We start from the raw sequence: 22,449 nt of genomic DNA, 5'->3' as shown, positions 1-22,449 counted from the left end.
TGAGTATTAAAATCTCTTAACACATAGAAACTATAAATATAAAATTTGTTAATATAGCTCACATTTGTATTTCTTTTTTATACAAAACGTAAGAATATAAATTCGTTATAATGACAGCAACTACTATAATCCCTAGCATCATATAAGTTCTCCAATCAGCCGGAGCGAAAACACTTATAATCATAATAATTCCTAACGCCACAAATACTTTTCCGCTAAACCGATGTGTTTTCCGCCATACTTCTTCATTACTTAACGTCCATGGATTACGCATCCCGACAAAAAAGTTTGGCTTACACTGTGGTAAATAATTACCCATTACTAAAAATAAAACACCAACTAATAATTCCGGCACCCGATTAATGAATAAGTTATATCCTAATCCACTTGTAATAATATCTATATTTCCTACAAATAGTAGCAATAGTACCCCATTATTCATCATCATAAAGGCTTTAGAAAATTTCTCGTAATTTGCTTTCCTTGGATCAATCTTTGGTATCACATTTAGAAATATATATAATGCAATCATAATTCCGACCATAGAAATCATTCCGTAAAATTTAGACGAATAGCCATCTACCTTACCGCCGCTCCAATGCGTTGCAATTGTATCCGGCAAATGCGGCCAAGCAAACGCCCAAGCTAAACAAGTTGTAACAATTAATAAGATTGCAAAAAGATGTTTTTTCATTTCCCCTCTTCCCCCTTATTCGTAAATGTAAACACCCAAGTCAACAAATCTTGAAAGACCGTTGTGTTTAAAGAGTACACAACGAATTGCCCTTTCTTTTCATCTTGAATAAGTTCAGCATTTTTAAGTGCGCTTAAGTGGTGTGAAATACTTGGTTTTGTCATATTGAAATGTTCAGCAATCTCACCAGCGGTTAGATCACCTTCTTTTAATAAGTCTAAAATTTTTCGCCTTGTTGGATCTGCTAATGCTTTGAATGCTTGATTCAATGTCTTTCTCCCTTTCAATAATTAGACATTTAGATATTTATCTAAATATTAAACCGATTACCGCTATTTGTCAATTGTATCCAGCGCCCTTTTTACTTTTTATGCTTTTGACCTATACTGTTTACTAGCTTATCTTTCAACATAATGAAAAGACTTGAAACACATGATACACTATAGCTACAATTGTTTTTTTGAGGAGGAATATACATATGTATAAAATTTTAATCGTTGAAGACGATCCAAATATTTCATCATTACTACAATCTCACATTCAGAAGTACGGTTATGAGGCTGTGGTAGCGGAGAATTTCGATGATATTATGGAATCGTTTAACGCTGTGAAACCACATCTTGTTTTACTTGATGTAAACTTACCGAAATTCGATGGTTTCTACTGGTGCCGTCAAATTCGTCATGAATCTACTTGTCCAATTATTTTCATTTCAGCGCGTGCTGGTGAGATGGAACAAATTATGGCAATTGAAAGCGGTGCGGATGATTACATTACAAAACCATTCCACTACGACGTTGTAATGGCAAAAATTAAAGGACAATTACGCCGTATTTACGGTGATTATGCACCAAATATTTCTGAACGTATCGTTGAAGTAGAAGGTTTAAAACTATTCCCTGAACGTCCAGAAATTCATTTTGGATCTGAACAAGTTCTTTTAACGAAGAAAGAGGCAATTTTAGCAGAAATGTTATTATCTAAATTCCCTCGTACAGCGAGCCGTGAAGATTTATTAGCTGCGCTTTGGGATGACGAAAGTTTCGTTGAGGAAAATACATTAAACGTAAACATTACGCGTCTTCGTAAAAAGTTTAATGAGCTTGGTATTGAGAACTCTATTGAAACAGTACGTGGACTTGGGTATCGTTTTAACGCAACTTGGAGTGAATAAGCATGAAGCTATTTTTACGTGATCATTTTGCATTTTTCCTACTGTACGTATTAAACTTCGGTATCATTTTCGTTCTTTATGATGCAGTAGATGGATTTCAAAACAATAAATTTTACTTCGTCGTTTTAAGTTTATACTTATTTATTTGTTTCCTCGCTTATCGTTACGTTCGCAATCGTAGAATGTACCATAGATTAAGTGAGCAACCAGAAAAAATGGAAGATGCGTTTATTGAAAGAGCGACTGCTCCGATGCCTCACGGTGTCAATGAACTCGTGCGTACGCAGTACCGCCTCTTCCAAAAAGAACTACAATCGTATGAAGTAAAACAACAAGAACATCAATTATTTATTAACCATTGGGTACATCAAATGAAGACACCTGTATCCGTTATGCAGCTTATGGTGCTCGAAATGGAAGATGAGCATTTGATTCCGAAATTCAAAAAAGAATTAGAACGATTAAATCAAGGACTCGATATGGCTTTATATATGGCAAGGCTAAATAACTTCCATGAAGATTTCCATGTTGAGACAATTTCATTAAAAGATACAGTAACAAAAAATATTAACGGATTAAAAGAACTATTCATTCGTAATGGTGTCTTCCCTGTTTTAGAAGTCCATTCGGATTTAAAAGTTGCTTCTGATGCGAAATGGCTAAAATTTATCATCTATCAGTTAATGACAAACGCTGTTCGTTACTCTGGGGAACGCGGAAAGAAAGTTTTCTTATCTGCTTACCGAAACGGAAAAGATATTATTTTAGAAGTTCGTGATGAAGGTGTCGGTATTCCACAAGAAGATATTCGAAGAGTATTTGAACCGTTTTACACTGGGAAAAACGGTCGTACATTCGGAGAATCTACTGGTATGGGACTTTATATTGTAAGTAAAATTTGTGATTATTTAGGTCACTCTGTCAAACTAGATTCTGAAGTTGGTAAAGGAACGACGATTAAAATCATCTTCCACAACGCTGCAAATAATCAAGCAGGACATACGGAGAAGGTGACCGAAGCATGATCGTAACATATGCAAGCAAAATGTATGAGAACTCACTCTCATACATTTTTTGCAATACAACTACTTCTATATCTTCTAGCCGGAGGTATAATTTATGACATTTTGGCAATTTGCATTTAAAAATGTAACGCGTAATTCAAGAGCTTATTTTGCTTACTTTGTAAGTAGTTCCTTTTCCATTGCTGTGTTCTTTTCATTTGCTGTTTATTTGTTTCATCCGAAATTACAAAAATTTGGCATGGTCTCTGAAATTTCAGGATTAATGATATTTTCAGAAGTAGTAATTGTATTTTTCTCTTTCTTCTTTTTACTATATTCCATTGGTACTTTTTTAAAAGTTAGAAAAAAACAATTCGGCGTTTTGACCGTTTTAGGAATATCTAGAAAACAATTACATCGTCTTGTTTTTATGGAGAATATGTTAATCGGTATTTTATCTATCTTTTTCGGTATGCAGTTTGGACTTGTCTTCTCGCAATTTTTCTTATTAGTGACAGCAAAAATTACGCACGTACCGGGCATATATTTATACTTACCTATTAACGCATTTATTTTAACGACAATCGTCTTCCTTAGTCTTTTTATCGTTGTATCTACATTGACACCGATGCTCATTCGTACAAAAAAAGCGGTACACCTTTTAAAAATAAATAGTAAAAAACGAAAAGAAAGAAAACCGTCCATACTTATTTCTTTATTTGGTGCGATTTGTTTATTTGGTGGCTATGCGTTAGCTGGAAATCCTAAATATTTCGTATCAGTAAGCCCACAAATAGGTGTTATATATATGGTTTCAAGTATTTTCGTCATTCCAGCGCTCGTTACAATCGGTACATATTTCTTCTTTTCACAAATTAGTTTCTTACTTATTTATATTTTAAAGAAAAGAAGAAAGTTTTATATGAAACAAATTAATATGCTTTGGATTTCTGATTTAGCAAACCGTATTCGAACGAATATTAATATGCTTTTTATTGTAGCAATGCTATCTACTATCGCTTTCACAATGATTACGTTTCTATATGGGTTCGGAAAATTTATTAAGCTAGACGTTAATCGAACTTCGCCTTTCCCAATTTCTTATTTTTCTTATGATGCAAATCCTTTTGTTACAGAGCATTTAAATTGGCTTGAGCAACAATTACAAAAAGAGCATTTTCCTTATGAGAAAATAACAGCTGATATATATGAAACACCGCTAGAAGAAGATAAAGATATAGCTATTTATAATGACGTATACGCAATTAAGCAAAGTGACTATAACAAACTTGCGGATTCTTTACGAATGAAACAACTATTTATGAATGATAACGAGGCATATGTTTTAACGGGGACGTCTTATATCACTATATTTAATGAATTTGAGCAAAGCTACAAAAGAGATTACATTACACTCTCTAGTACAAATACGAAATTAAAAGTTAAAGACTATGAACAGATCCATGCAATTCCATCTAATTTTTCATATCAAACAATAGTTTTGCCTGATATTATCGTGAACAACTTACCTAACACAGCAAAGCATATATCGGCGTACAATTACAAAATTCAAAACTGGGAACAGACATATGAAATTGCTAATACTTTTATAGAAAAAGTGCAAAAAGATCGAAATAAATCTCAGTATGAAGAACCTCTTATTCGATCCTTTGAATCAGCAGGATCGTTATACAGAATAACATCTGGTAGTGCTGCATACTTCCTAATTGGAACATTTTTAGGAGTTATTTTCTTCATTGGAGCCGGTAGCGTTCTTTACTTTAGAATGTATACCGATTTGACGAACGAACAAGAGAAATATATAACGATTTCTAAAATCGGTGTAACAGGTGCAGAGATGAAACGATCTGCAACCATTCAACTTAGTATTTTATTTTTCGTTCCGTACATTATGGCATCCATTCATACAATGTTCGCAACAAAAATGCTACAAGATATAATTGATCTATCACTATTCAAAGAAATTTCAGCTGTTCTTATTATTTTTGGCGTAGTTGAAATCGTCTTTTTCCTATTCATTCGTTCCTTTTACATGCAAAAGTTATCAGAGTATACGAATGGTTAAATTTTATGAATATATTTAGGAGAGAAAAAGGGTATCTCTTATATCCTTTTCCTCTTCATCCTACTAGGAGGCTAGGCAAATGACATTTTGGCAGTTTGCATTTAAAAACGTCACACGGAACGCCAGAGCTTATTTTGCCTATTTTGTAAGCAGTGCGTTCTCCATCGCAATTTTTTTCTCATTTGCAGTTTATTTATTTCATCCTAAATTGCATATGACAGACGTGAATGCTGCTCTGAACATATTAATGACAATTTCAGAAATTGTTATTGTATTCTTTTCATTTTTCTTTTTACTATATTCAATCGGGACGTTTTTAAAAGTACGAAAAAAACAGTTCGGGATTTTAACAGTACTTGGCATATCTCAAAAACAATTAAAGCGACTCATATTTATAGAAAATATGTTAATTGGTGCTCTTTCTATATTTTTTGGCATTCAACTTGGACTTGTCTTTTCACAGTTCTTTTTGTTAGTTACCGCCAAAATTACACACGTACCTGGTTTATATTTATATCCGCCTACAAGTGCTATCGTTTTAACTATCATCATCTTTCTCGGGCTCTTCATTCTCGTATCATCTTTTACACCTATGCTCATTCGTACGAGAAAAGCCGTACGTCTTTTAAAAGAAGGAAAGCAACAAAAAGAAAGAAAAGCATCCGTTCTCATCTCTCTATTTGGTGCGACCTGTTTAATATGTGGATATGCGTTAGCCGCAAATCCGCTGTATTTTATGTCGCTAGGTGACATCATTGGGCTTTTATATGCCCTCTCTAGTATATTTGTCATCCCATCGCTTATTGCAGCTGGAACATACTTTTTCTTTTCGCAAATTAGTTTTTTACTTATTCGTATTTTAAAAATGCGAAGAACCTTTTATATGAAACGAATTAATATGCTTTGGATTTCCGATCTAGCATCACGTATTCGGACGAATATTAATATGCTCTTTATTGTGGCGATGTTATCGACGCTCGCTTTTACAATGATTACATTCTTATATGGATTCGGGAAATTTACAAAGTTTGATGCGATTAGACAAAACCCTTTCCCGTTTACTTATTTATCGCATACTGAAAATACGTTAGCTGATGAACATTTAAACTGGTTAGAGCAGCAATTTAATGAAAAACACTTTACTTACACAAAATTTAAAACGGATATATATGAAGTATCTTCAGCTGAAGATAACACGCAGCTCTATTACGTAATTAAACAAAGTGACTATAATGTACTGGCTAAGGCTTTAAATTGGGAAACGCTCACGGTAAATAAGAATGAATCTTATATTCTTATGAAAGACTTAGATGATCAGGTTATTGGAACGCTCCATAATAAAGAACAGAAAAATACTCTTACACTTACTCAAAACAATTTACAACTACAAGTGAAAGAATATAAAAGTTATAGCCCATTCCCAAACAGCTTAATATACCAATTACTCATACTATCTGATGAAAATGTAGAAGCATTATCCAACGTTTCAAAACAAATGAGTGTATATAGCTTTAAAGTTTCAGATTGGGAAAAAGCACATAATATCGGTTCATCGTTTATAACAAAAATCCATAACGATAATGCAGCAATTCAAGCAGAGCATCCACCTTTCCATGCAAGTGAAGCGAGCGATTCTCTATATAAGAAAAAACTAAATGTCGCTTCTTTCTTCTTAATTGGTACTTTCCTAGGAGTTATTTTCTTTATCGGTGCTGGCAGTGTTCTTTACTTCCGGATGTATACAGATTTAACAAATGAGCAAGAAAAATATATAACGATTACAAAAATAGGCTTAACTGAGACTGAAATGAAACGTTCAGCGACAATTCAGCTTGCGATTCTTTTCTTCGTACCTTACATTATGGCATCAATCCATACGATGTTTGCGACAAAGATGCTACAAGAAATATTACATCTCTCGTTCTTCGCTGAAATTACAGTCGTACTATTGATTTTTGGAACAGTTGAAATTTTATTTTTCCTTTTAATTCGTTCCTTTTATATGCAAAAATTATCACAACACATTAAGTTTTAAAAAGTAGAAAGGTGATTACTATGGAAGAAGTATTACACATAAAAAACGTCTCAAAAGTATATGAGGGAAAAGTCCCTCATACTGCTTTAAAAAATATAAATTTACACGTGGATAAAGGAGAATTCGTTGCCATTATGGGACCATCTGGTAGCGGAAAATCTACATTTTTAAACGTTATCTCTACAATCGATTCTCCGACTTCTGGTGATATCGTAATTAACGGAAAAAAACCGCACACATTTCGTAGAGAGAAGTTAGCTATTTTCCGCCGCCAAGAGTTAGGATTTGTTTTCCAAAACTTTAACCTACTAGATACACTAACAATCGGTGAAAATATCGTACTACCTTTAACATTAGATAATGTTCCATTAAAAGAAATGGATGAAAAGCTTGATAACATTTCAAAAAAGCTTGGGATTGATCATATTTTGGACAAACGTATTTTTGAAGTTTCTGGGGGACAAGCACAGCGTACCGCAGTAGCACGTGCTGTTATTCATCATCCTTCACTTCTACTTGCCGATGAACCGACAGGAAACTTAGATTCAAAAGCGGCAATTGACGTAATGGAGCTATTTACGAAATTAAATAAAGAAGAAGATGCAACGATTTTAATGGTTACGCACGATCCGTTTGCAGCAAGTTATTGTAACCGTGTTATTTTCATTAAAGATGGAGAGCTTTACAATGAACTACACCGCGGATTGTACCGTGAGAAATTTTATCAAGAAATATTAGATGTTTTAGCATTATTAGGAGGAAGACGTGGATGACATTTTGGCAATTCGCATTTAAAAATGTCTCACGTAATTCAAAAGCATATTTCGCCTACTTTGTAAGTAGTGCGTTTTCTATCATGGTTTTCTTTTCATTTACTGTATACGCGTATCACCCGCGGTTACAAATTATGAATAAATTACATGAACAAGATCCGCTCATGAACTTAACCGGAATGGCACAGTTTGTTATCGTTTTGTTCTCTTTCTTCTTTCTCTTATATTCTATTGGGACATTTTTAAATGTACGGAAACAGCAATTTGGCATTTTAACTGTTCTCGGTATATCTCAAAAACAATTAAAACGACTTTTGTTTACTGAAAATATGATAATTGGAATGCTCGCTATTTTTACTGGTATTCAAGGCGGTCTTGTTTTTTCTAACTTTTTCTTACTCGTTACTTCTAAATTAACAAACGCAAAAGGCCTCTATTTATATTGGCCTACAGAAGCAATTATCGTTACAACAATAACTTTTATTATTTTATTTCTTATCGTATCCACGTTTACACCGATGTTCATTCGTACTCGTAAAACAACTCGATTAATTAAAAATAATAAAAAAGAAAAAAACGAAAAAAGACCGTCTATACTCATTTCATTATTTGCTTTAATTTGTTTAGGACTATGCTATTATATTGCTGGTTATCCGCAAAGTTATATAACAGAAAAAAATTTACAAGACGGGTCTGCACTCCTTATTATTTTATCTATTTTACCGCTCGTAGTGGTAGGAACATATTTATTCTTTTCACAAACGTTTCTTCTCTTTATCTTTATTTTGAAAAAGCGGAGAAAGTTTTATATGAAGCAAATAAATATGTTATGGATTTCAGATTTAGCTAACCGTACTCGTAGTAATATTAATGTACTCTTTATCGTTTCTATGCTATCTGCACTTGCATTTACGATTATTATCGGATTATTTGCTATTAATAATAATACGAAAGCAATGATATTAGAACGCTTTCCTATCCCCTTCACATATACATCTAAAGGGGAAAATTCACTTGAACAAAAACATATTGCTACAATTGAAACAGAGCTTACAAATGCTAATTTTCAATACACTAAACATAAGTCTATTTTGTTAAAAGATACCGCTTCAAAAGAAGACATTACTCTTATGAAAATGAGTGATTATAACACGCTTGCGAAACAATTAAGGAGACCAGAAATACATCTTGATTCTACACAAGTTTATATGATTTCTCGTTACTCACCAGAGCTCTTAAATCTTGTATCAAATCCATTCGCAAAACAAGATACAATTACAATCGGATCTAATAAAAAAGAATTTCATATTAAAGGATTTATTAATAAATCCATTGAACCAGCCTTCGCATTCCCTTATTTAATGGTTGTACAAGATGATGTATTCAATAATATGATTCCTCATATTGAAACAACCATAGTGTATAATTACTTCGTCGAAAACTGGGAAAATGCGATTGCTCCTACGAAAAATATATTAAAACATATTAGAAATGATACAGATAACTTCTATGAGGCACACAAAAATGCGGAAGCTGATTTTCAACCACTATTTAATATTTACACAGCGGCCGATGACCTAAAATACAGCAAAGGAAATTCAATTGCTACTTTCTTTATTTGGGCATTTCTCGGCTTTATTTTCTTTATCGGAGCAGCTAGTGTTTTATATTTCCGTATGTATAATGACTTAACAACTGAAAGACAAAAGTATATTACGATTACAAAGCTTGGCTTAACTGAATCAGAAATGTTTCGCTCTGCAACGATTCAATTAGGAATTTTATTTTTCGTTCCTTACATCGTTGCTGGTGTTCACACGTTATTTGCGGTTAAGTTTTTACAAAGTATGTTTTCTTTCTCCTTACTAAAAGAGACATGTATCGTACTCACCTTTTTCGGGATTATCGAGATCATTTTTTTCTTCTTAATCCGTTCTCTGTACATTAATAAATTATCACAGCATATAAAAATATGAATAAAATGGCCTTGTGCATATTGCACAAGGCCATTTTCAATAGTTTTTAATAATTAGCAGCAATATCCGCCGTAGCCGCCAGCATAACCGCCATAACCACCATAGCCACAACCGCCGCCTCCGCCGAAGCAGCTAGCACCGATGATAATTAATAAAATAAACAATACGATTAGAAGCGCAAAACCGCCTCCGCAACCATGTCTGCGGTTACAATCATCATGTCTGTGTTCACACTTTTCGCTCATTACCCTATTCCTCCTTTAGTATCATTCATAACAAGTTCACCTTGCTCTAAATGAGGGGATTCCATTTATATTATGTTTTCAGGGCGAATAGGAAGCTTGGCTTACCTAAAAACGGGCTTGTTTTAGGAATTGGGCTTAATCAAAAAAAAGATACCTATTTAGGTATCTTTTAAAGAAACATATTCAACAAAAGAGCAAAACCGAATGCAATAAATGATAACAATGTTTCCAGCACCGTCCACGTTTTAAACGTTTCTTTTACTGTCAAACCTAAATACTCTTTTACAAGCCAGAAACCTGCATCATTTACGTGAGAAAACATTAATGAACCTGCACCGGTTGCTATAACGAGCAATTCTAAATTCACACCAGACATGTGCTGAATAACTGGTGAAACAATTCCTGCCGCTGTCGTTAATGCTACTGTCGCTGAACCTGTTGCAATTCGAATTAATCCAGCTACCATGAAAGCTAATACGATTGGTGATAACGATATATGTTCTGCCATTTGCGCAATGGCCGTTCCAACGCCACTTTCAATTAATATTTGTTTAAATCCACCGCCTGCACCGATAATTAAAATAATGGAACCGACCGGTAATAAACTTTCGTCTGTTAATTTTTTAATCATCTTTTTATTAATTCCTTGTTTGATACCAAGTAAATAAAATGCTGCGAAACATGAAATAAGTAAGGCGATTACTGGACTTCCTATAAAAACAAAAAATTCAGTCATTTTTTTCGGTAATGAAATATATGGTGCAACTACTGATAAAATCATCAATACAACTGGTAGTAAAATAATAAAGAATGAAACTTTACGACTTGGCAAATCAGTTGAGACAGTCGTAACTCGAATAAGCTCTGGTTCATTTTCAGGTATAACCCTTTTATGTACCCACTTTGCAAATATCGGTCCTGCGATAATGGCTGTTGGTAACGCGATAATTAATGAATATAAAAGTACCTTTCCTAAGTTCGCGTTATAAATACCGATTGCTGTCATCGCCCCTGGATGCGGAGGCACGAGCCCGTGAACAATAGATAATCCTGCAATGACAGGTAACGCAATTAATAATATATTTTGCTTCGTCGTTTTTCGAATGGAAATAACAAGTGGTAATAAAATGACGATCCCCACTTCAAAAAACACTGGAATCCCTATAACAAATCCTGCAAATAACATAGCCCAAGGTAGTTTCTTTACACCGAAAAATCGAATAAAGAAATCTGCCACTTGCATGCCGGCCCCTGAATCGGACATCATTTTCCCTAAAATTGTTCCGAGAGCTAAAATACCAACTAAATGCCCTAGTACACTACCAACACCAGTTTCATAGGCAGTCACTATTTTCGTTAAGTTCAGTCCAGACATGATAGCTAAAAACAAACTCGCAACTGTTAAACTAATAAATGCATGCCATTTCCACCATGATACCCCTAAAATAACAATCGCAATTGCAAGTAACGTGACGATTAATAAGTATATATCCATCTCCCATTCTCCTTACTTTATAAAAAAAGAGGGAAAATCCCCTCTTTTTTATACGTCATAATTCACTACATAATGCTGCATTTCTGTATTGTAGTAGCCTTCGCTATATTCAATTACTTCGCCAACTTCATCGTAAGAATAACGCATGCGTTTTAATAGCGCTGTCCCCTCTTTTTCACCTAGCGCTTCTGCAACGAAACTAGGCGCGAGTCCAACAGCGAATTCATCTCTGAAGTTTTCTAAATGAATACCTCGGTCTTCAACTAAATCATAAAGCGATTGCAAGTCAAAATCCGATAAATCTGAACTTGCCATTCCTGCTGAGAAATAGTGCGTATAATGAATGTACGGTGCATCATTTAACGTATATAAACGTTCAATACGAAAACTCTCCTTACCGAATAATCGAAATGGCACTGTTCCTTCTTCATTCTGCACAATTTCTGCTTTTAGCAATTTCTTCTGTACTTTATATCCTTCTTCCACTAACACTTCAGTAAATTTCTTACCCTTTGACAGTTTTGTCGCAGAAGTATTGCGGATGACTTTCGTTCCTTTACCGCTTTTCTTTTCCAAATATCCTTCTTGAGCGAGTTCTTTAATCGCATTTCGCACTGTAATTTTACTCACTTTGAACTCTTCTTCTAACTGCGGTTCGGAAGGGATATTCGTATGAATCGCATATACACCATGCAATATTCGATCACGAATAATATTTTTTATTTGCAAATATAATGGTCCTTTTTTTCTCGTTACGTTCACCGTTACACCCACTACCTTTCTACATCACCTACTGATGCCGTCATTGCCCGAAGTATATCCTTCTCTGATGACATTGGCGTATCACCGACGATTGTATGTGCTAGCATTCCAGCTGCTAACGCAAATGAAACAGCTTTCTCTGGTGCGAACTCCTTTATCTCGCCATGAATAATTCCGCTCGTATAAGCATCTCCAGCACCTATTCTATCATATACAGAAAACGTAAGTGTTTTTGCAAAAGTGAACGTTCCATCTTTACATATAAACCCGCGAAGCGAATGTGTATTATCACTGTTAATAGAGCGATGAGTACCAGCGATTGTAGCGATATGATACGTTTCAGCTACCTTTGGAATAAGATCAACAAGTTGCGCCTCTCGCTCCGTTTCTTCGGTTTTTATTCCTAAAACAAACATTGCATCTTTTTCGTTCATCATAACGATATCAGCAAGTCCCAGCATTTCTTCATAATGCGGTTTTGCCTGTTCATATCCGTCTTCTCCCCAAAGTGATGGACGATAATTACAATCAAAAACGACGGTTCCTCCGTTTTCTTTAACTGCTCTCGCTAAAGACTTCATATGATGGCGCACCGTATCATTCATCGCAAGTGTAATACCGCAAAAATGAACGATATCAATTTCCTTAGCAATTTCTTCAAATTGGTATATCTCTTCAGACGCCGTATTGAAGCTACTTTCTAGTCGATTCGAATACGTAACGCGGCTTGCACGTGCACCGAATCCATTTTCTAAAAAATACATACCTACATATTTACCACCTCTTGAAACAAGAGAAGTTTGAATTCCTAACTTTTGAATGTAAGATACAGCTGCATCTCCAACCGAATTTTCCGGTAAAGTTGAAATCAGAAGCCCTTCATGCCCTAAGTGAGAAAGTGCCGCTGCAACATTCACACCTGTACCTGAAAATGAGTAATTTAACGTGTTAGCTTGCAACAACAATTCATATCCAGGTACTTGCAGGCGCATCATTACTTCGCCGAACGCTGCAATTTTCTTACGCATATTGATCAACTAACTTCTTCACGACTGCTAATAATTCACGAACATCTTCTGTTTTCGTATTGCCAGTTTCTTTATCAATAATAGAAGAGTACACGTGCGGGATAACTTGCTCTACATTTGCCTCAAGCGCAATACGTACAATTGTTTCGAAGTTTTCTTTATCAATTCCGCCTGTTGGCTCTAATGCGAATCCTTCTTCCGCACAAGCTTTCGCAACTGCACGATATTCTTCTTCATGGGCTAGCCCTTTCATCGGGAAGTACTTCAATGAATTTCCGCCCATATCACGTACAAGTGCAATCGCTGTTTTAATTGGAACGATTGCTTTTTCTTCTCCAGCCGCACTAATTGGGCCAGTAGAAATATTTACGTACCCTACTTTTCCTGTTGGCGATACTAAACTATTAATCCAGCTATCTTTTTCGCCAAGATTTGCACTTGTCGCTCCAACTGAAGGAAACACTTGGTTAATATGGCTACCAGGATAATGCTTCGCAATTTCAGCCACAACTGCCGCTTGGCGATTATCTCCTGCGCCTAGTCCGATTGATACAGCGTCATCAATTTCTTTTCCGTATGCTTTCATCGCTGTAACAGCTTCTTCTACAGTTGCATAATCTTTTGATAAAACACCTACTACTACATATCCTTCTGCTGCTTCAAAAATATCTTTCGCATTTTGGATATTGTTTGCCAATACATTTAATGCTACGCGGCCTTTATAAAAACGTTTTTGAATGTTTGTCATTTTAGTTTCCCCCTACAATTTCTCTCAATTTTTCTTCAATCACATGTATGTCATCACCTTGAAGTGGACGTGGATCAATATCAAAGAATCCTTGTCTTACTCCGTAATCACGTGTATAAATGGCAATTTCCCCTTCGCGTAATGCAGTCACAACATCTTTTGCTGATTTATTTAATTCTTTCTCGTTAATATGAATACGAGCTCGAAAGATTGCTCTTCCAGCTTCATCTTGAACGATCGTTACATTTACACCATTTAATTCTTTTAGCGGCATAAGTACTTGTAGCAATTCTTTTTCTTGCTCGCTCTTATCTTCTTTTACTCCGTACTCATCAAGTGCTTGAAGTAAACCAAAAGTTGTTTCTTTCCCAACTTTCATGCTTCTTCCGATACAATGTAATTGCACTTTCAGCCATTCAATATACTTTCTTTTACCGCCCACAATACCAGAAGTAGGTCCTTCAATTGCCTTTGAACCGCTATAAATAGCAAGATCTGAATACTTCACATATTTTTGAATGTCTTCTTCAGCTGCTGCATCCACGATAAGCGGTACTTTATTTCGCTGCGCAACTTCCCATGCTTCTTCAACAGAAATCATATTTTTTTGCACTGCATGATGTGATTTCACATACAGAATCGCTGCTGTATTTTCACCAATTGCATCTTCAATATGCTCTGCTTTCCCTTCATTTGCATAGCCAACTTCTACAAGTTTACCGCCGCCTAAGTAAATCATCGTTTCAACAGGAGCACCGTATTGAACGTTATGACCTTTTAACATAATCACTTCGTTTTTCGCGATTACTTCTTGATGAAGTCTTTCACTTTTACGGCGATTTCCTTCTGTAACGATACCAGCGATAGAAAGCGCAATTCCGCTCGATGCTGAATTCACAACGACCGCTGCCTCTGAATCTAGAATTCTCGCAATATGGTCTCCTGCTTTATCTACTAAATCAGCAATTTCCACATAATTTTGTCCACCATGTTTCATCGCATCCATTACCGTATCTGTAGGAGCAGATACACCTAAAATACTCATTCTACCGCTCGCATTAATTACTCTTTTTAATCCGTACTTAGCATTCAATGAATGACCCATTAATTACAACCCCTTTTGTATCAATTCTTTTTTTAGCAATGCGCTGGTCCCCTTCTGAATCGATTAACGTAATCTTCTCATCTTTCACCGTAAATAAAGTTAAGTTTGCAATATCTCCTTCTTGAATACGGCCAAGCTCTGGTTTTTTTATCCACTCTGCTGCATTTTTCGTAACCGCATCAATCACTTCTTCTAGCGGATAACCTAAGTAAAGGAATTTCGAAAGAACGTGAGCCATACTATACACTGGACCGTGTATACGGTTCTTCCGGTAAATATCTGTACTAATTGTCTGAAAGGCAATATCGTGACGCTTCGCCGCTTCTGCTACTTTAAAAGAAAAACTAGCATTACCATGACCAACATCTAAATGTACGCCGCGATTCACTGCATCTAGTAACACAGGTAGCGGTTTTCCTTCTTCATCAAATAAGTTATTTTCTTTCCCGTTTAAATAATGTGTAATGACATCATCTTTTTCTAAAAGAGGTACAACTTCCTCAATGCGAGGAGGCGCTGAACCGATATGTACCATAATCGGTAATGATGTTTCTCGAGATAAAGAGCGGGCAACATGAAGCGGTTCAATTCCGCTATCACAAACGACACTTTTACTCATTCTCGCTTTTAATCCAACGATTACATCTTTATACTTTTCTACTGCTTCTATTACTTTCTCTTTATCTATCCATTCCATATTGGATAATTCATCGATTCGTTTCAAACCGATGCGAGAAATATTTAAAAAGGCAAATAAATTTGTCTTTGCCTGTTCTCTACTTTGTACTAACTCTGCAATACGATCAGCTCCGCAGCTACCCGCATCAACAATTGTCGTTACCCCTTGCTTAACGCCAATTTCATCCACTTCATCGCCATACGGATCAAACTCTGGAAAAGCGTGAACGTGCAAATCAATCCAGCCACTCGATACGTAAGTACCAGAGTAATCAAGAACCTTTCCACCTTCAGCAGCACCAGCTTTCGTCACCTGTACGATTTTATTATTTTCAATTACAATGTCAATCTCTTCCCCGTTCACACGTTTCACATTACGTAGTACGAATCGTTCTGTCATTGTACTTCCACCCTTTTCTATAAGAAGCCGTAAGAATACGCTTACATTAAAGTTTCATTTTATATCTCTTTCACACGTTTAGCGTAACACAAAAAAAGGGAGAAGTAAATATAACGTTATAACGTTTAAAAGTGAATAAAAGATGCTCCTCCAAAATGCTAATAGTATAGGAAATTATATCAACGATTTTTTGAATATATCTATCATAACTTACAATATATCAACGATTTTTCAATTATATCTATCATAACTTATAATATATTAACGATTCGACAAAGAATATCGATTTACCGACAAAAAACGTCACTTCCTTTCTTATATAAGAAAAGGCTGTCCCAAATGGCACAGCCTTTTTCTCTATTCCTGAACCGTCACAATAATCCCATCCATATTGTTCCCGGAAATTTCATACTGCTTGTTTGCTGGAACGTTCACTTTCATATTCTCAGAAACTTTATAATAAGAAACAGTATATTTCTTACCTTCGACTTCAGTTGAAATCTCTTTTTCCTCTTTTAAAAACTCTAAATATTCCTCTAGTGTAAAATTCTTTTTTTGCATAATTGCGCTATGAGGTAAGCCTACATAACGTATATGCCATGGCTCATATTGAATGCCTGTAATGTTACTTTTATTTTTCGGATAACGTAATACAAAGCCATGCTTCCATACGTTCTCTTCAATCCATTTTCCTTCAGGCGCTTTCTCCATTTTCTTTTGAGTAGACCCAATGTCCAGTGATAATCCTAAGTTATGTTCACTGTATCCTGCTGGAAGTGCATAATCAGATCCCATTTTTTCATATAGCTGTTTTTGCTCTTGGAAATCTCTATAGCCACTACTAATCAAAAAATGGTTAACACTTTCTTTTCCAGCCGCATCGACAACGTTCAAAAACTTTTTCACAACATCCTTTGATAAACGAAGGTTTCTATCAAATATTACATAGCCTCTCACTAATTCACTATTATGATTTACATTTATAATATCAGACCTAATACTATCTTTTTTTACTGGGTAATCCCTGTTAACTAATAATAAATCGCCCTTATAAATTTGTTCCTTCGTAATCTCTTTCCCCTCGGTGTTTGCCGCCTTTACTAGCTCATCTTTCCCGACAATTTTAACGTCGATTTCCTTTTGAAATAACGGTGATATATAAACGCCTACACATACTGTGCATACTATAAAAAAAGAAATAAATACCCACTTTTTCATTTCTAGTTCCTCCTTAACGTAACTTACGTATAGAATAGAAAAAACTATTAAAATAAAAAGTGGGGTAAAGTTTAAATTTTTATTAAATTGTTACGTTCTCGTCTTTTGGCAATCGCACTTCAAACATTGTTCTAACTACATTACTTTCAGCAGAAATCGTCCCATCATGCTGTTCAACAATATTTTTCGCAATAAATAGCCCAAGGCCTGTCCCACCACGGTTCTCAGTTCTTGCTTTATCACCTGTATAGAACATATCAAAAAGATACGGTAAATCTTCTTCCGGGATGCTATCTCCGTAATTCATAATTTGTACGACAACTTCTCCATTATCAACATACCCATTCATATCAACAAATTGTCCATCATAGCCGTAACGAACGGCATTTGTTAACAAGTTTTCAAATACTCTAGCTAACAATTTTCCATCACCGTGCATCGGTAAATGAGGAGCCACATTCAATCTAGCTTCTAAATGATGTTTTTCTAATAACGGATACAATTCCTCCTCTAACTGTATAAGCAACTCACTTATATCAATCGGCTTTTTATCCAGCTTTAGCATGCCATAATTCATACGTGTAATTTCAAATAGCTCATCAATTAAACTTTCCAGTCTTTGCGATTTCGTATATGCAATTGTGGAGAAATGTTTAATTTGTTCTTTTGTTAAATTTTCATCTTTAAGAATTAAATCTAAATATCCTAACACGGATGTTAATGGTGTTCTTAAATCATGAGCTAAATTCACAACGAGCTGACTTTTACTACTTTCAGCAAAGTCTCCTCTTTCAACAGCTTCTTTTAACTTTTCACTTGCAACATTTATTTCACGCGCGATATTTCCAAACTCATCATTTGATGAAACTTGAACTTTATTCGTAAAGTTACCGTTCGCAAGATGATGAATCCCATTAGAAATTTCATCAAAGTATTTCAAATACGGTTTTGTCAAAAAGAAGAAAAAGATAATAGATAACGGAATAAAGAAAATTAAAAAGAAATTAATGTCTCCAAATTCCCTTACCATTGACCTAAATTGTGCTAAAGGCTCTTCGTAGCGAACCATCGTTTTATAATACAGCTGCAATCCTTTATAAATTATATAAGTTACAGTTGCTGCAAGCACCATACTTAACGCAAATAAGGCAATCATTTTAAATCGAAAACTTTTCATCATATTAGCCATTAAAAGTATAACCTACTCCCCACACTGTTTTTATTAATTTATCCTTTCTTTTATCTTCTCCAAGTTTCTTCCGCAACGTACGAATATGTACCATTACTGTATTTCCACCTTCATAATAATCGTCTGCCCATACGTGCTGAAAAATATTTTCTACATTGTACACTTTCTTCGGATGACTCGCTAATAAATATAAAATATCAAACTCTTTCGGCGTTAATTCAATTTGCTCACCATATACATCAACCGTCCTACGCTCGGGATTAATTACGACTCCGCCTATTTCTAAAGCAGATTTACTCTCCGCTACTTTCGGTTGATTTAACGTAAAAAACCTACGCAGTTGTGCATTTACACGTGCAACTAATTCAATCGGTGTGAAAGGCTTCGTCATATAATCATCCGCGCCTAGTACAAGACCTGTCACCTTATCAAAGTCCGAAGTTTTCGCGCTTAAAAAAATAATCGGCATATGATGTTTCGTGCGAATTTGACGCGTCACCTCATACCCATCCATTTTCGGCATCATAATATCTAAAATTACCAAGTCGATTGGCTGCGTTTCAATAATATGAACCGCCTCTTCCCCATCCGCTGCCTTCACAACATGGTACCCTTCTTTTTCTAAATGTATCTCAATTAAATCAGCAATTTCTGCCTCGTCATCCGCTATTAAAATTGAAATGCGCTTCATTTTACTCCCCCTTTTTCATTCCATTTTTATACGCTCGATTGTAAACTAGTCTATCCAATTTGTACAATACAAAAAGGCTACTCGTTAGAGTAACCTTGGTAAATAAAATTATATCAGCGATTTTCTAATTATATCGAACACAACTTGAATTATATCAGCGATTTTCCAATTATATCGACCGTAACTCAAATTATATCAGCAATTATTGAAATATATCGACTTACCGACAATGAACGACAAAATCCTCTCGCTATTTGCGGGCATCCTAATGAAACTTCCATTTACCGCTCAAACACAATCCGCTGCTTCGTAATTTCCGCCAATCTTCCGCGATCTACTTCATACTCAGCATCAACGCTTTGCGGCACCATCACTTTCCCGCCCTCAAGCGTCACTTCCGGCCAAATAATATCCTGATCCCAATGTCTACTAGAAGCAGATATATCTCCTGGAATCGTAAAGTTAGGCAATGACGCAAGAGCAACATTTTGCGCTCGTGAAATCCCCATTTCTACCATACCACCGCACCAAACGGGTACGTTATGCTCCATACAATAATTATGGATCTGAACCGATTCTGTTAATCCGCCCACTCGCCCTGGTTTAATGTTCACAATTTGGCAGCTGCCAAGCGTAATCGCAACGCGTGCATCTTCTAAACTATGAATACTTTCATCTAAACAAATCGGCGTTTCAATTTTCTTTTGCAATTCCGCGTGATCAAGAAAATCGTAATCCGCTAACGGTTGTTCAATCATCATTAATTGGAATTCATCTAGTCGTTTCAGCCTCTCCGTATCCCCTAATGTATATGCTGAATTTGCATCAGCCATTAACGGGATATGCGGAAACTCTTTACGAATTTCTTTCAATAACTCATAATCATGCTCTGGCTTTATTTTCACTTTAAAACGCTCGTATCCTTCTTCTGCGTACTTCTCAATTTGTTTTAACATAACCGGAATCGTATTGATCCCAATTACAACGCCGACTTCAATTTCAGACTTCGTTCCGTCCAGCAATGTCGCTAACGATTTCTTTTGACGCTTCGCATATAAATCCCAAACAGCCCCTTCAATTCCGGCCTTTGCCATTCGGTTTCTTTTTATATGCTGGAACAAGCTCGGTACCTCATTCGGGTGAGAAATTTCAGCTTTTAATAAATCAGGTAATAAAAAATCCTGAAGTACATGCAGCGCTGTCTTCACCGTTTCTTCCGTATACCACGGTTCAGAGAACGCAACGACTTCGCCAAATCCAATGTACCCTTCTTCATCTTCTAATTCAATGACTATACTCTCACGCTTTTCGTAAGTCCCGTAGCTTGCAGCAAACGGGATTACGAGTGGCATTTCTGTTATATACAGTGTCGCTTTTTTTATTTCCACCTACATCTCCTCCACTAATTGTCTTAGCTCTCGTCTTAACAATTTTTTCGAAGCGTTACGTGGTAATTCCTCTAAGAAACATGCTTTCTTCGGCACTTTATATTTCGCTAATTTCTCCTCGCAAAAGTGAAGAATTTCTTCTTCTGTTACCGCCCCGCTTTTCACAACAAAAGCAGCTGGTACTTGTCCCCATTTGTCGTCAGATATACCGACAACACCAGCTTCCGCTACTGCCGGATGGGAGAGTAACACTTCTTCAATTTGAGCTGGGTATATATTCTCTCCGCCAGAAATAATTAAATCGCTACGGCGGTCTAATACGTATAAAAACCCTTCTTCATCTAAATAACCGAGGTCGCCAGTATGAAGCCATCCGTTTTGAATTGTCTCACGCGTTGCATCTTCACGGTTAAAATAACCGCCTGTTACGTTCGGCCCTTTTACTACGATTTCACCTTCCGCATGTGGCGGCACTACTACGCCGTCCTTTTCGATACGAAGCTGGCACTGAAATAGTGGCTTTCCAGCTGATCCTACTTTCGTTAACATGTAATCAGCTGATAACGTACAAATTTGCGAAGACGTTTCTGTCATACCGTACGTTTGATACACAGGAATTCCTTTATCTACACACGTTTCTAATAACGGTTTCGGCGCTGGTCCTCCGCCAAGTAACATACATCGTAAAGAAGATGGATATGTCTCTGCCCCAAGTCTCTCTAATAAATCAGTTAACATTTTAGAAACGACAGAAATAATCGTTACGCCTCTCGTTTGAAGTGCTTTATGAATAAAATCCGCATCATATTTCGGAACGAGTAAAATGCGCATGCCATACATAATATTTTTCATTAAAAGAGATAGTCCGCCAACGTGGAACATCGGCATACAAGCTAACCAGCAATCATCATCACGAAGCCCTAAGTTAAGCGAAGAGCCAACCGCACTTGCCCAATGATTACCGTACGTTAAAATAACGCCTTTCGGTTTTCCTGTCGTCCCTGACGTATAAATGATTGTCATCGTTTCTTCTAAAGAAAACTCTTCTTGTATAGAGGCTTCCTCTTTTGGTCCATTCATCACTTCAGCGAATGAATAAACAGGAACATCTTTAGCATCAAAATCTTGATCCGTTACTAAACAAACAACTTCAGCATCATCCATTTGCCAAAGTAGCTCTTCTCTTGAAAGACGCGTATTTAAAAGCACAGCTACTGCACCTACATAAGATAGGGCGTGAATAACTGTAATCATCTCCATACCATTTTTCATCAGAACAGCCACCTTTTGCCCTCGCTCCACTCCAACATGCGTGAGGTGTTCACAAACAGATACTACTTTTTCATGCAGCTCCATAAAAGTAACTTTCTCTTCCTCTATTTCAATTGCAGTGCGATCTGGTGTTAAAAATGCACGTTGCATTAACCAATTTGGCATCGTCTCCATCATTCATTCTCCTTTCATGAAAGAAAGAGACTTGATATGATATCAAGTCTCTTAGTTGTTTTGTTTCCGGTTTGACCTTTTCGTTGCGTCTCACTTTATTGGCGAGCCGCTTCCGCTTTTGGTCACGTCCAGCTACAGCGGCTAGAATGTTCGGTGGCTTCACTTCTTCCTACGAGGCAAAAAGCGCCTCTACGTCAGAAGCTCCATCCCCCTCACATTCTGAACGAGCTGCTTTCGCTTTTGGTTTCATCCAGCTACAGCGGCTAGAACAGTCGGTCGTTTCACGCCTTCCTACGAGGCAAAAAGCGCCTCTA

The 22,449-nt window shown here is 36.1% G+C and carries 20 protein-coding genes; 6 read left to right on the top strand and 14 right to left on the bottom strand.

What is annotated here, in order from left to right; translation table 11 throughout:
• Window positions 1-58 precede the first annotated feature (58 nt).
• A complete protein-coding gene (locus tag ACS2QP_RS14340; protein WP_088351506.1) occupies window positions 59-694 on the bottom strand; it encodes an SdpI family protein in 636 nt (211 codons plus the stop codon).
• Window positions 691-963, bottom strand: coding sequence for an autorepressor SdpR family transcription factor (locus ACS2QP_RS14335; RefSeq protein WP_001070531.1), 273 nt, complete (start codon window positions 961-963; stop codon window positions 691-693). The genes ACS2QP_RS14340 and ACS2QP_RS14335 overlap by 4 nt, the downstream gene beginning before the upstream one ends.
• A 209-nt stretch (window positions 964-1,172) precedes the next feature.
• On the opposite strand from ACS2QP_RS14335, the gene ACS2QP_RS14330 reads away from it, so the two are divergent.
• The 6 genes from ACS2QP_RS14330 to ACS2QP_RS14305 all read left to right on the top strand — a co-directional run bounded on the left by ACS2QP_RS14330 (window position 1,173) and on the right by ACS2QP_RS14305 (window position 9,742).
• A complete protein-coding gene (locus tag ACS2QP_RS14330; protein ID WP_000276738.1) occupies window positions 1,173-1,868 on the top strand; it encodes a response regulator transcription factor in 696 nt (231 codons plus the stop codon).
• Window positions 1,869-1,870: 2 nt separating this feature from the next.
• The gene (locus ACS2QP_RS14325; protein WP_153581642.1) at window positions 1,871-2,893 is read left to right on the top strand and encodes a sensor histidine kinase; all 1,023 of its coding nucleotides are present in this window, start codon (window positions 1,871-1,873) and stop codon (window positions 2,891-2,893) included.
• Between the two features lie 94 nt (window positions 2,894-2,987).
• Window positions 2,988-4,958, top strand: a complete 1,971-nt coding sequence (locus ACS2QP_RS14320) for an ABC transporter permease (RefSeq protein WP_153581641.1) — start codon at window positions 2,988-2,990, stop codon at window positions 4,956-4,958.
• A 79-nt stretch (window positions 4,959-5,037) separates the two neighbouring features.
• Window positions 5,038-6,993 carry an ABC transporter permease gene (locus ACS2QP_RS14315; protein WP_153581640.1) on the top strand — a complete coding sequence of 652 codons (1,956 nt, stop codon included), beginning with the start codon at window positions 5,038-5,040 and terminating at the stop codon, window positions 6,991-6,993.
• A gap of 20 nt (window positions 6,994-7,013) precedes the next feature.
• Window positions 7,014-7,766, top strand: a complete 753-nt coding sequence (locus ACS2QP_RS14310; RefSeq protein WP_000393247.1) for an ABC transporter ATP-binding protein — start codon at window positions 7,014-7,016, stop codon at window positions 7,764-7,766.
• Entirely contained in the window at window positions 7,763-9,742 is a 1,980-nt protein-coding gene (locus ACS2QP_RS14305) for an FtsX-like permease family protein (protein ID WP_153581639.1), read from the top strand. The genes ACS2QP_RS14310 and ACS2QP_RS14305 overlap by 4 nt, the downstream gene beginning before the upstream one ends.
• A 53-nt stretch (window positions 9,743-9,795) precedes the next feature.
• Here the strand turns inward: ACS2QP_RS14305 and ACS2QP_RS14300 are convergent, their stop codons facing one another.
• From ACS2QP_RS14300 to ACS2QP_RS14245, 12 genes are all read right to left on the bottom strand, one after another.
• Entirely contained in the window at window positions 9,796-9,987 is a 192-nt protein-coding gene (locus ACS2QP_RS14300) for a YjcZ family sporulation protein (protein WP_001290392.1), read from the bottom strand.
• A 169-nt stretch (window positions 9,988-10,156) separates the two neighbouring features.
• A complete protein-coding gene (gene gntP / locus ACS2QP_RS14295) occupies window positions 10,157-11,482 on the bottom strand; it encodes a gluconate permease GntP (RefSeq protein ID WP_025686764.1) in 1,326 nt (441 codons plus the stop codon).
• A gap of 48 nt (window positions 11,483-11,530) precedes the next feature.
• Window positions 11,531-12,256 (bottom strand): GntR family transcriptional regulator, encoded by a 726-nt coding sequence (locus ACS2QP_RS14290; protein ID WP_000539278.1) that lies wholly within the window; start codon window positions 12,254-12,256, stop codon window positions 11,531-11,533.
• Entirely contained in the window at window positions 12,256-13,272 is a 1,017-nt protein-coding gene (locus ACS2QP_RS14285; RefSeq protein WP_438882538.1) for a sugar kinase, read from the bottom strand. The genes ACS2QP_RS14290 and ACS2QP_RS14285 overlap by 1 nt, the downstream gene beginning before the upstream one ends.
• Window positions 13,265-14,020, bottom strand: coding sequence for a 2-dehydro-3-deoxy-phosphogluconate aldolase (gene dagF, locus ACS2QP_RS14280; RefSeq protein ID WP_332283836.1), 756 nt, complete (start codon window positions 14,018-14,020; stop codon window positions 13,265-13,267). The genes ACS2QP_RS14285 and dagF overlap by 8 nt, the downstream gene beginning before the upstream one ends.
• Window position 14,021: 1 nt before the next feature.
• Window positions 14,022-15,125 carry a DgaE family pyridoxal phosphate-dependent ammonia lyase gene (locus ACS2QP_RS14275; protein WP_149149983.1) on the bottom strand — a complete coding sequence of 368 codons (1,104 nt, stop codon included), beginning with the start codon at window positions 15,123-15,125 and terminating at the stop codon, window positions 14,022-14,024.
• On the bottom strand, window positions 15,103-16,203 hold the full coding sequence (locus tag ACS2QP_RS14270; protein ID WP_438882537.1) for an amidohydrolase/deacetylase family metallohydrolase: 1,101 nt from the start codon (window positions 16,201-16,203) through the stop codon (window positions 15,103-15,105). Before ACS2QP_RS14270 ends, ACS2QP_RS14275 begins: the two co-directional genes overlap by 23 nt.
• 357 nt (window positions 16,204-16,560) lie before the next feature.
• On the bottom strand, window positions 16,561-17,421 hold the full coding sequence (locus ACS2QP_RS14265; protein ID WP_332283833.1) for a M15 family metallopeptidase: 861 nt from the start codon (window positions 17,419-17,421) through the stop codon (window positions 16,561-16,563).
• An 82-nt stretch (window positions 17,422-17,503) separates the two neighbouring features.
• Window positions 17,504-18,610 (bottom strand): sensor histidine kinase, encoded by a 1,107-nt coding sequence (locus tag ACS2QP_RS14260; RefSeq protein ID WP_063537850.1) that lies wholly within the window; start codon window positions 18,608-18,610, stop codon window positions 17,504-17,506.
• Entirely contained in the window at window positions 18,603-19,301 is a 699-nt protein-coding gene (locus tag ACS2QP_RS14255) for a response regulator transcription factor (protein WP_000822509.1), read from the bottom strand. The genes ACS2QP_RS14260 and ACS2QP_RS14255 overlap by 8 nt, the downstream gene beginning before the upstream one ends.
• Window positions 19,302-19,582: 281 nt before the next feature.
• Window positions 19,583-20,689, bottom strand: coding sequence for an o-succinylbenzoate synthase (gene menC, locus ACS2QP_RS14250; protein WP_438882536.1), 1,107 nt, complete (start codon window positions 20,687-20,689; stop codon window positions 19,583-19,585).
• Window positions 20,690-22,135 (bottom strand): o-succinylbenzoate--CoA ligase, encoded by a 1,446-nt coding sequence (locus ACS2QP_RS14245; RefSeq protein WP_063537856.1) that lies wholly within the window; start codon window positions 22,133-22,135, stop codon window positions 20,690-20,692.
• Window positions 22,136-22,449 lie beyond the last annotated feature (314 nt).

Origin of the sequence: Bacillus cereus group sp. Bce019, assembly GCF_051781745.1 — a bacterium.
GTDB classification, from domain to species: Bacteria; Bacillota; Bacilli; order Bacillales; family Bacillaceae_G; genus Bacillus_A; species Bacillus_A cereus.
This window is presented reverse-complemented; position numbering and strand designations above follow the sequence as displayed.

Coding starts and splice junctions, on each gene's coding strand:
- ACS2QP_RS14340 (WP_088351506.1), bottom strand. CDS start 694: ATGAAAAAACATCTTTTTGCAATCTTATTAATTGTTACAACTTGTTTA.
- ACS2QP_RS14330 (WP_000276738.1), top strand. CDS start 1,173: ATGTATAAAATTTTAATCGTTGAAGACGATCCAAATATTTCATCATTA.
- ACS2QP_RS14325 (WP_153581642.1), top strand. CDS start 1,871: ATGAAGCTATTTTTACGTGATCATTTTGCATTTTTCCTACTGTACGTA.
- ACS2QP_RS14320 (WP_153581641.1), top strand. CDS start 2,988: ATGACATTTTGGCAATTTGCATTTAAAAATGTAACGCGTAATTCAAGA.
- ACS2QP_RS14315 (WP_153581640.1), top strand. CDS start 5,038: ATGACATTTTGGCAGTTTGCATTTAAAAACGTCACACGGAACGCCAGA.
- ACS2QP_RS14310 (WP_000393247.1), top strand. CDS start 7,014: ATGGAAGAAGTATTACACATAAAAAACGTCTCAAAAGTATATGAGGGA.
- ACS2QP_RS14305 (WP_153581639.1), top strand. CDS start 7,763: ATGACATTTTGGCAATTCGCATTTAAAAATGTCTCACGTAATTCAAAA.
- ACS2QP_RS14300 (WP_001290392.1), bottom strand. CDS start 9,987: ATGAGCGAAAAGTGTGAACACAGACATGATGATTGTAACCGCAGACAT.
- gntP (WP_025686764.1), bottom strand. CDS start 11,482: ATGGATATATACTTATTAATCGTCACGTTACTTGCAATTGCGATTGTT.
- ACS2QP_RS14285 (WP_438882538.1), bottom strand. CDS start 13,272: ATGCGTAAGAAAATTGCAGCGTTCGGCGAAGTAATGATGCGCCTGCAA.
- dagF (WP_332283836.1), bottom strand. CDS start 14,020: ATGACAAACATTCAAAAACGTTTTTATAAAGGCCGCGTAGCATTAAAT.
- ACS2QP_RS14275 (WP_149149983.1), bottom strand. CDS start 15,125: ATGGGTCATTCATTGAATGCTAAGTACGGATTAAAAAGAGTAATTAAT.
- ACS2QP_RS14270 (WP_438882537.1), bottom strand. CDS start 16,203: ATGACAGAACGATTCGTACTACGTAATGTGAAACGTGTGAACGGGGAA.
- ACS2QP_RS14265 (WP_332283833.1), bottom strand. CDS start 17,421: ATGAAAAAGTGGGTATTTATTTCTTTTTTTATAGTATGCACAGTATGT.
- ACS2QP_RS14260 (WP_063537850.1), bottom strand. CDS start 18,610: ATGGCTAATATGATGAAAAGTTTTCGATTTAAAATGATTGCCTTATTT.
- ACS2QP_RS14255 (WP_000822509.1), bottom strand. CDS start 19,301: ATGAAGCGCATTTCAATTTTAATAGCGGATGACGAGGCAGAAATTGCT.
- ACS2QP_RS14245 (WP_063537856.1), bottom strand. CDS start 22,135: ATGGAGACGATGCCAAATTGGTTAATGCAACGTGCATTTTTAACACCA.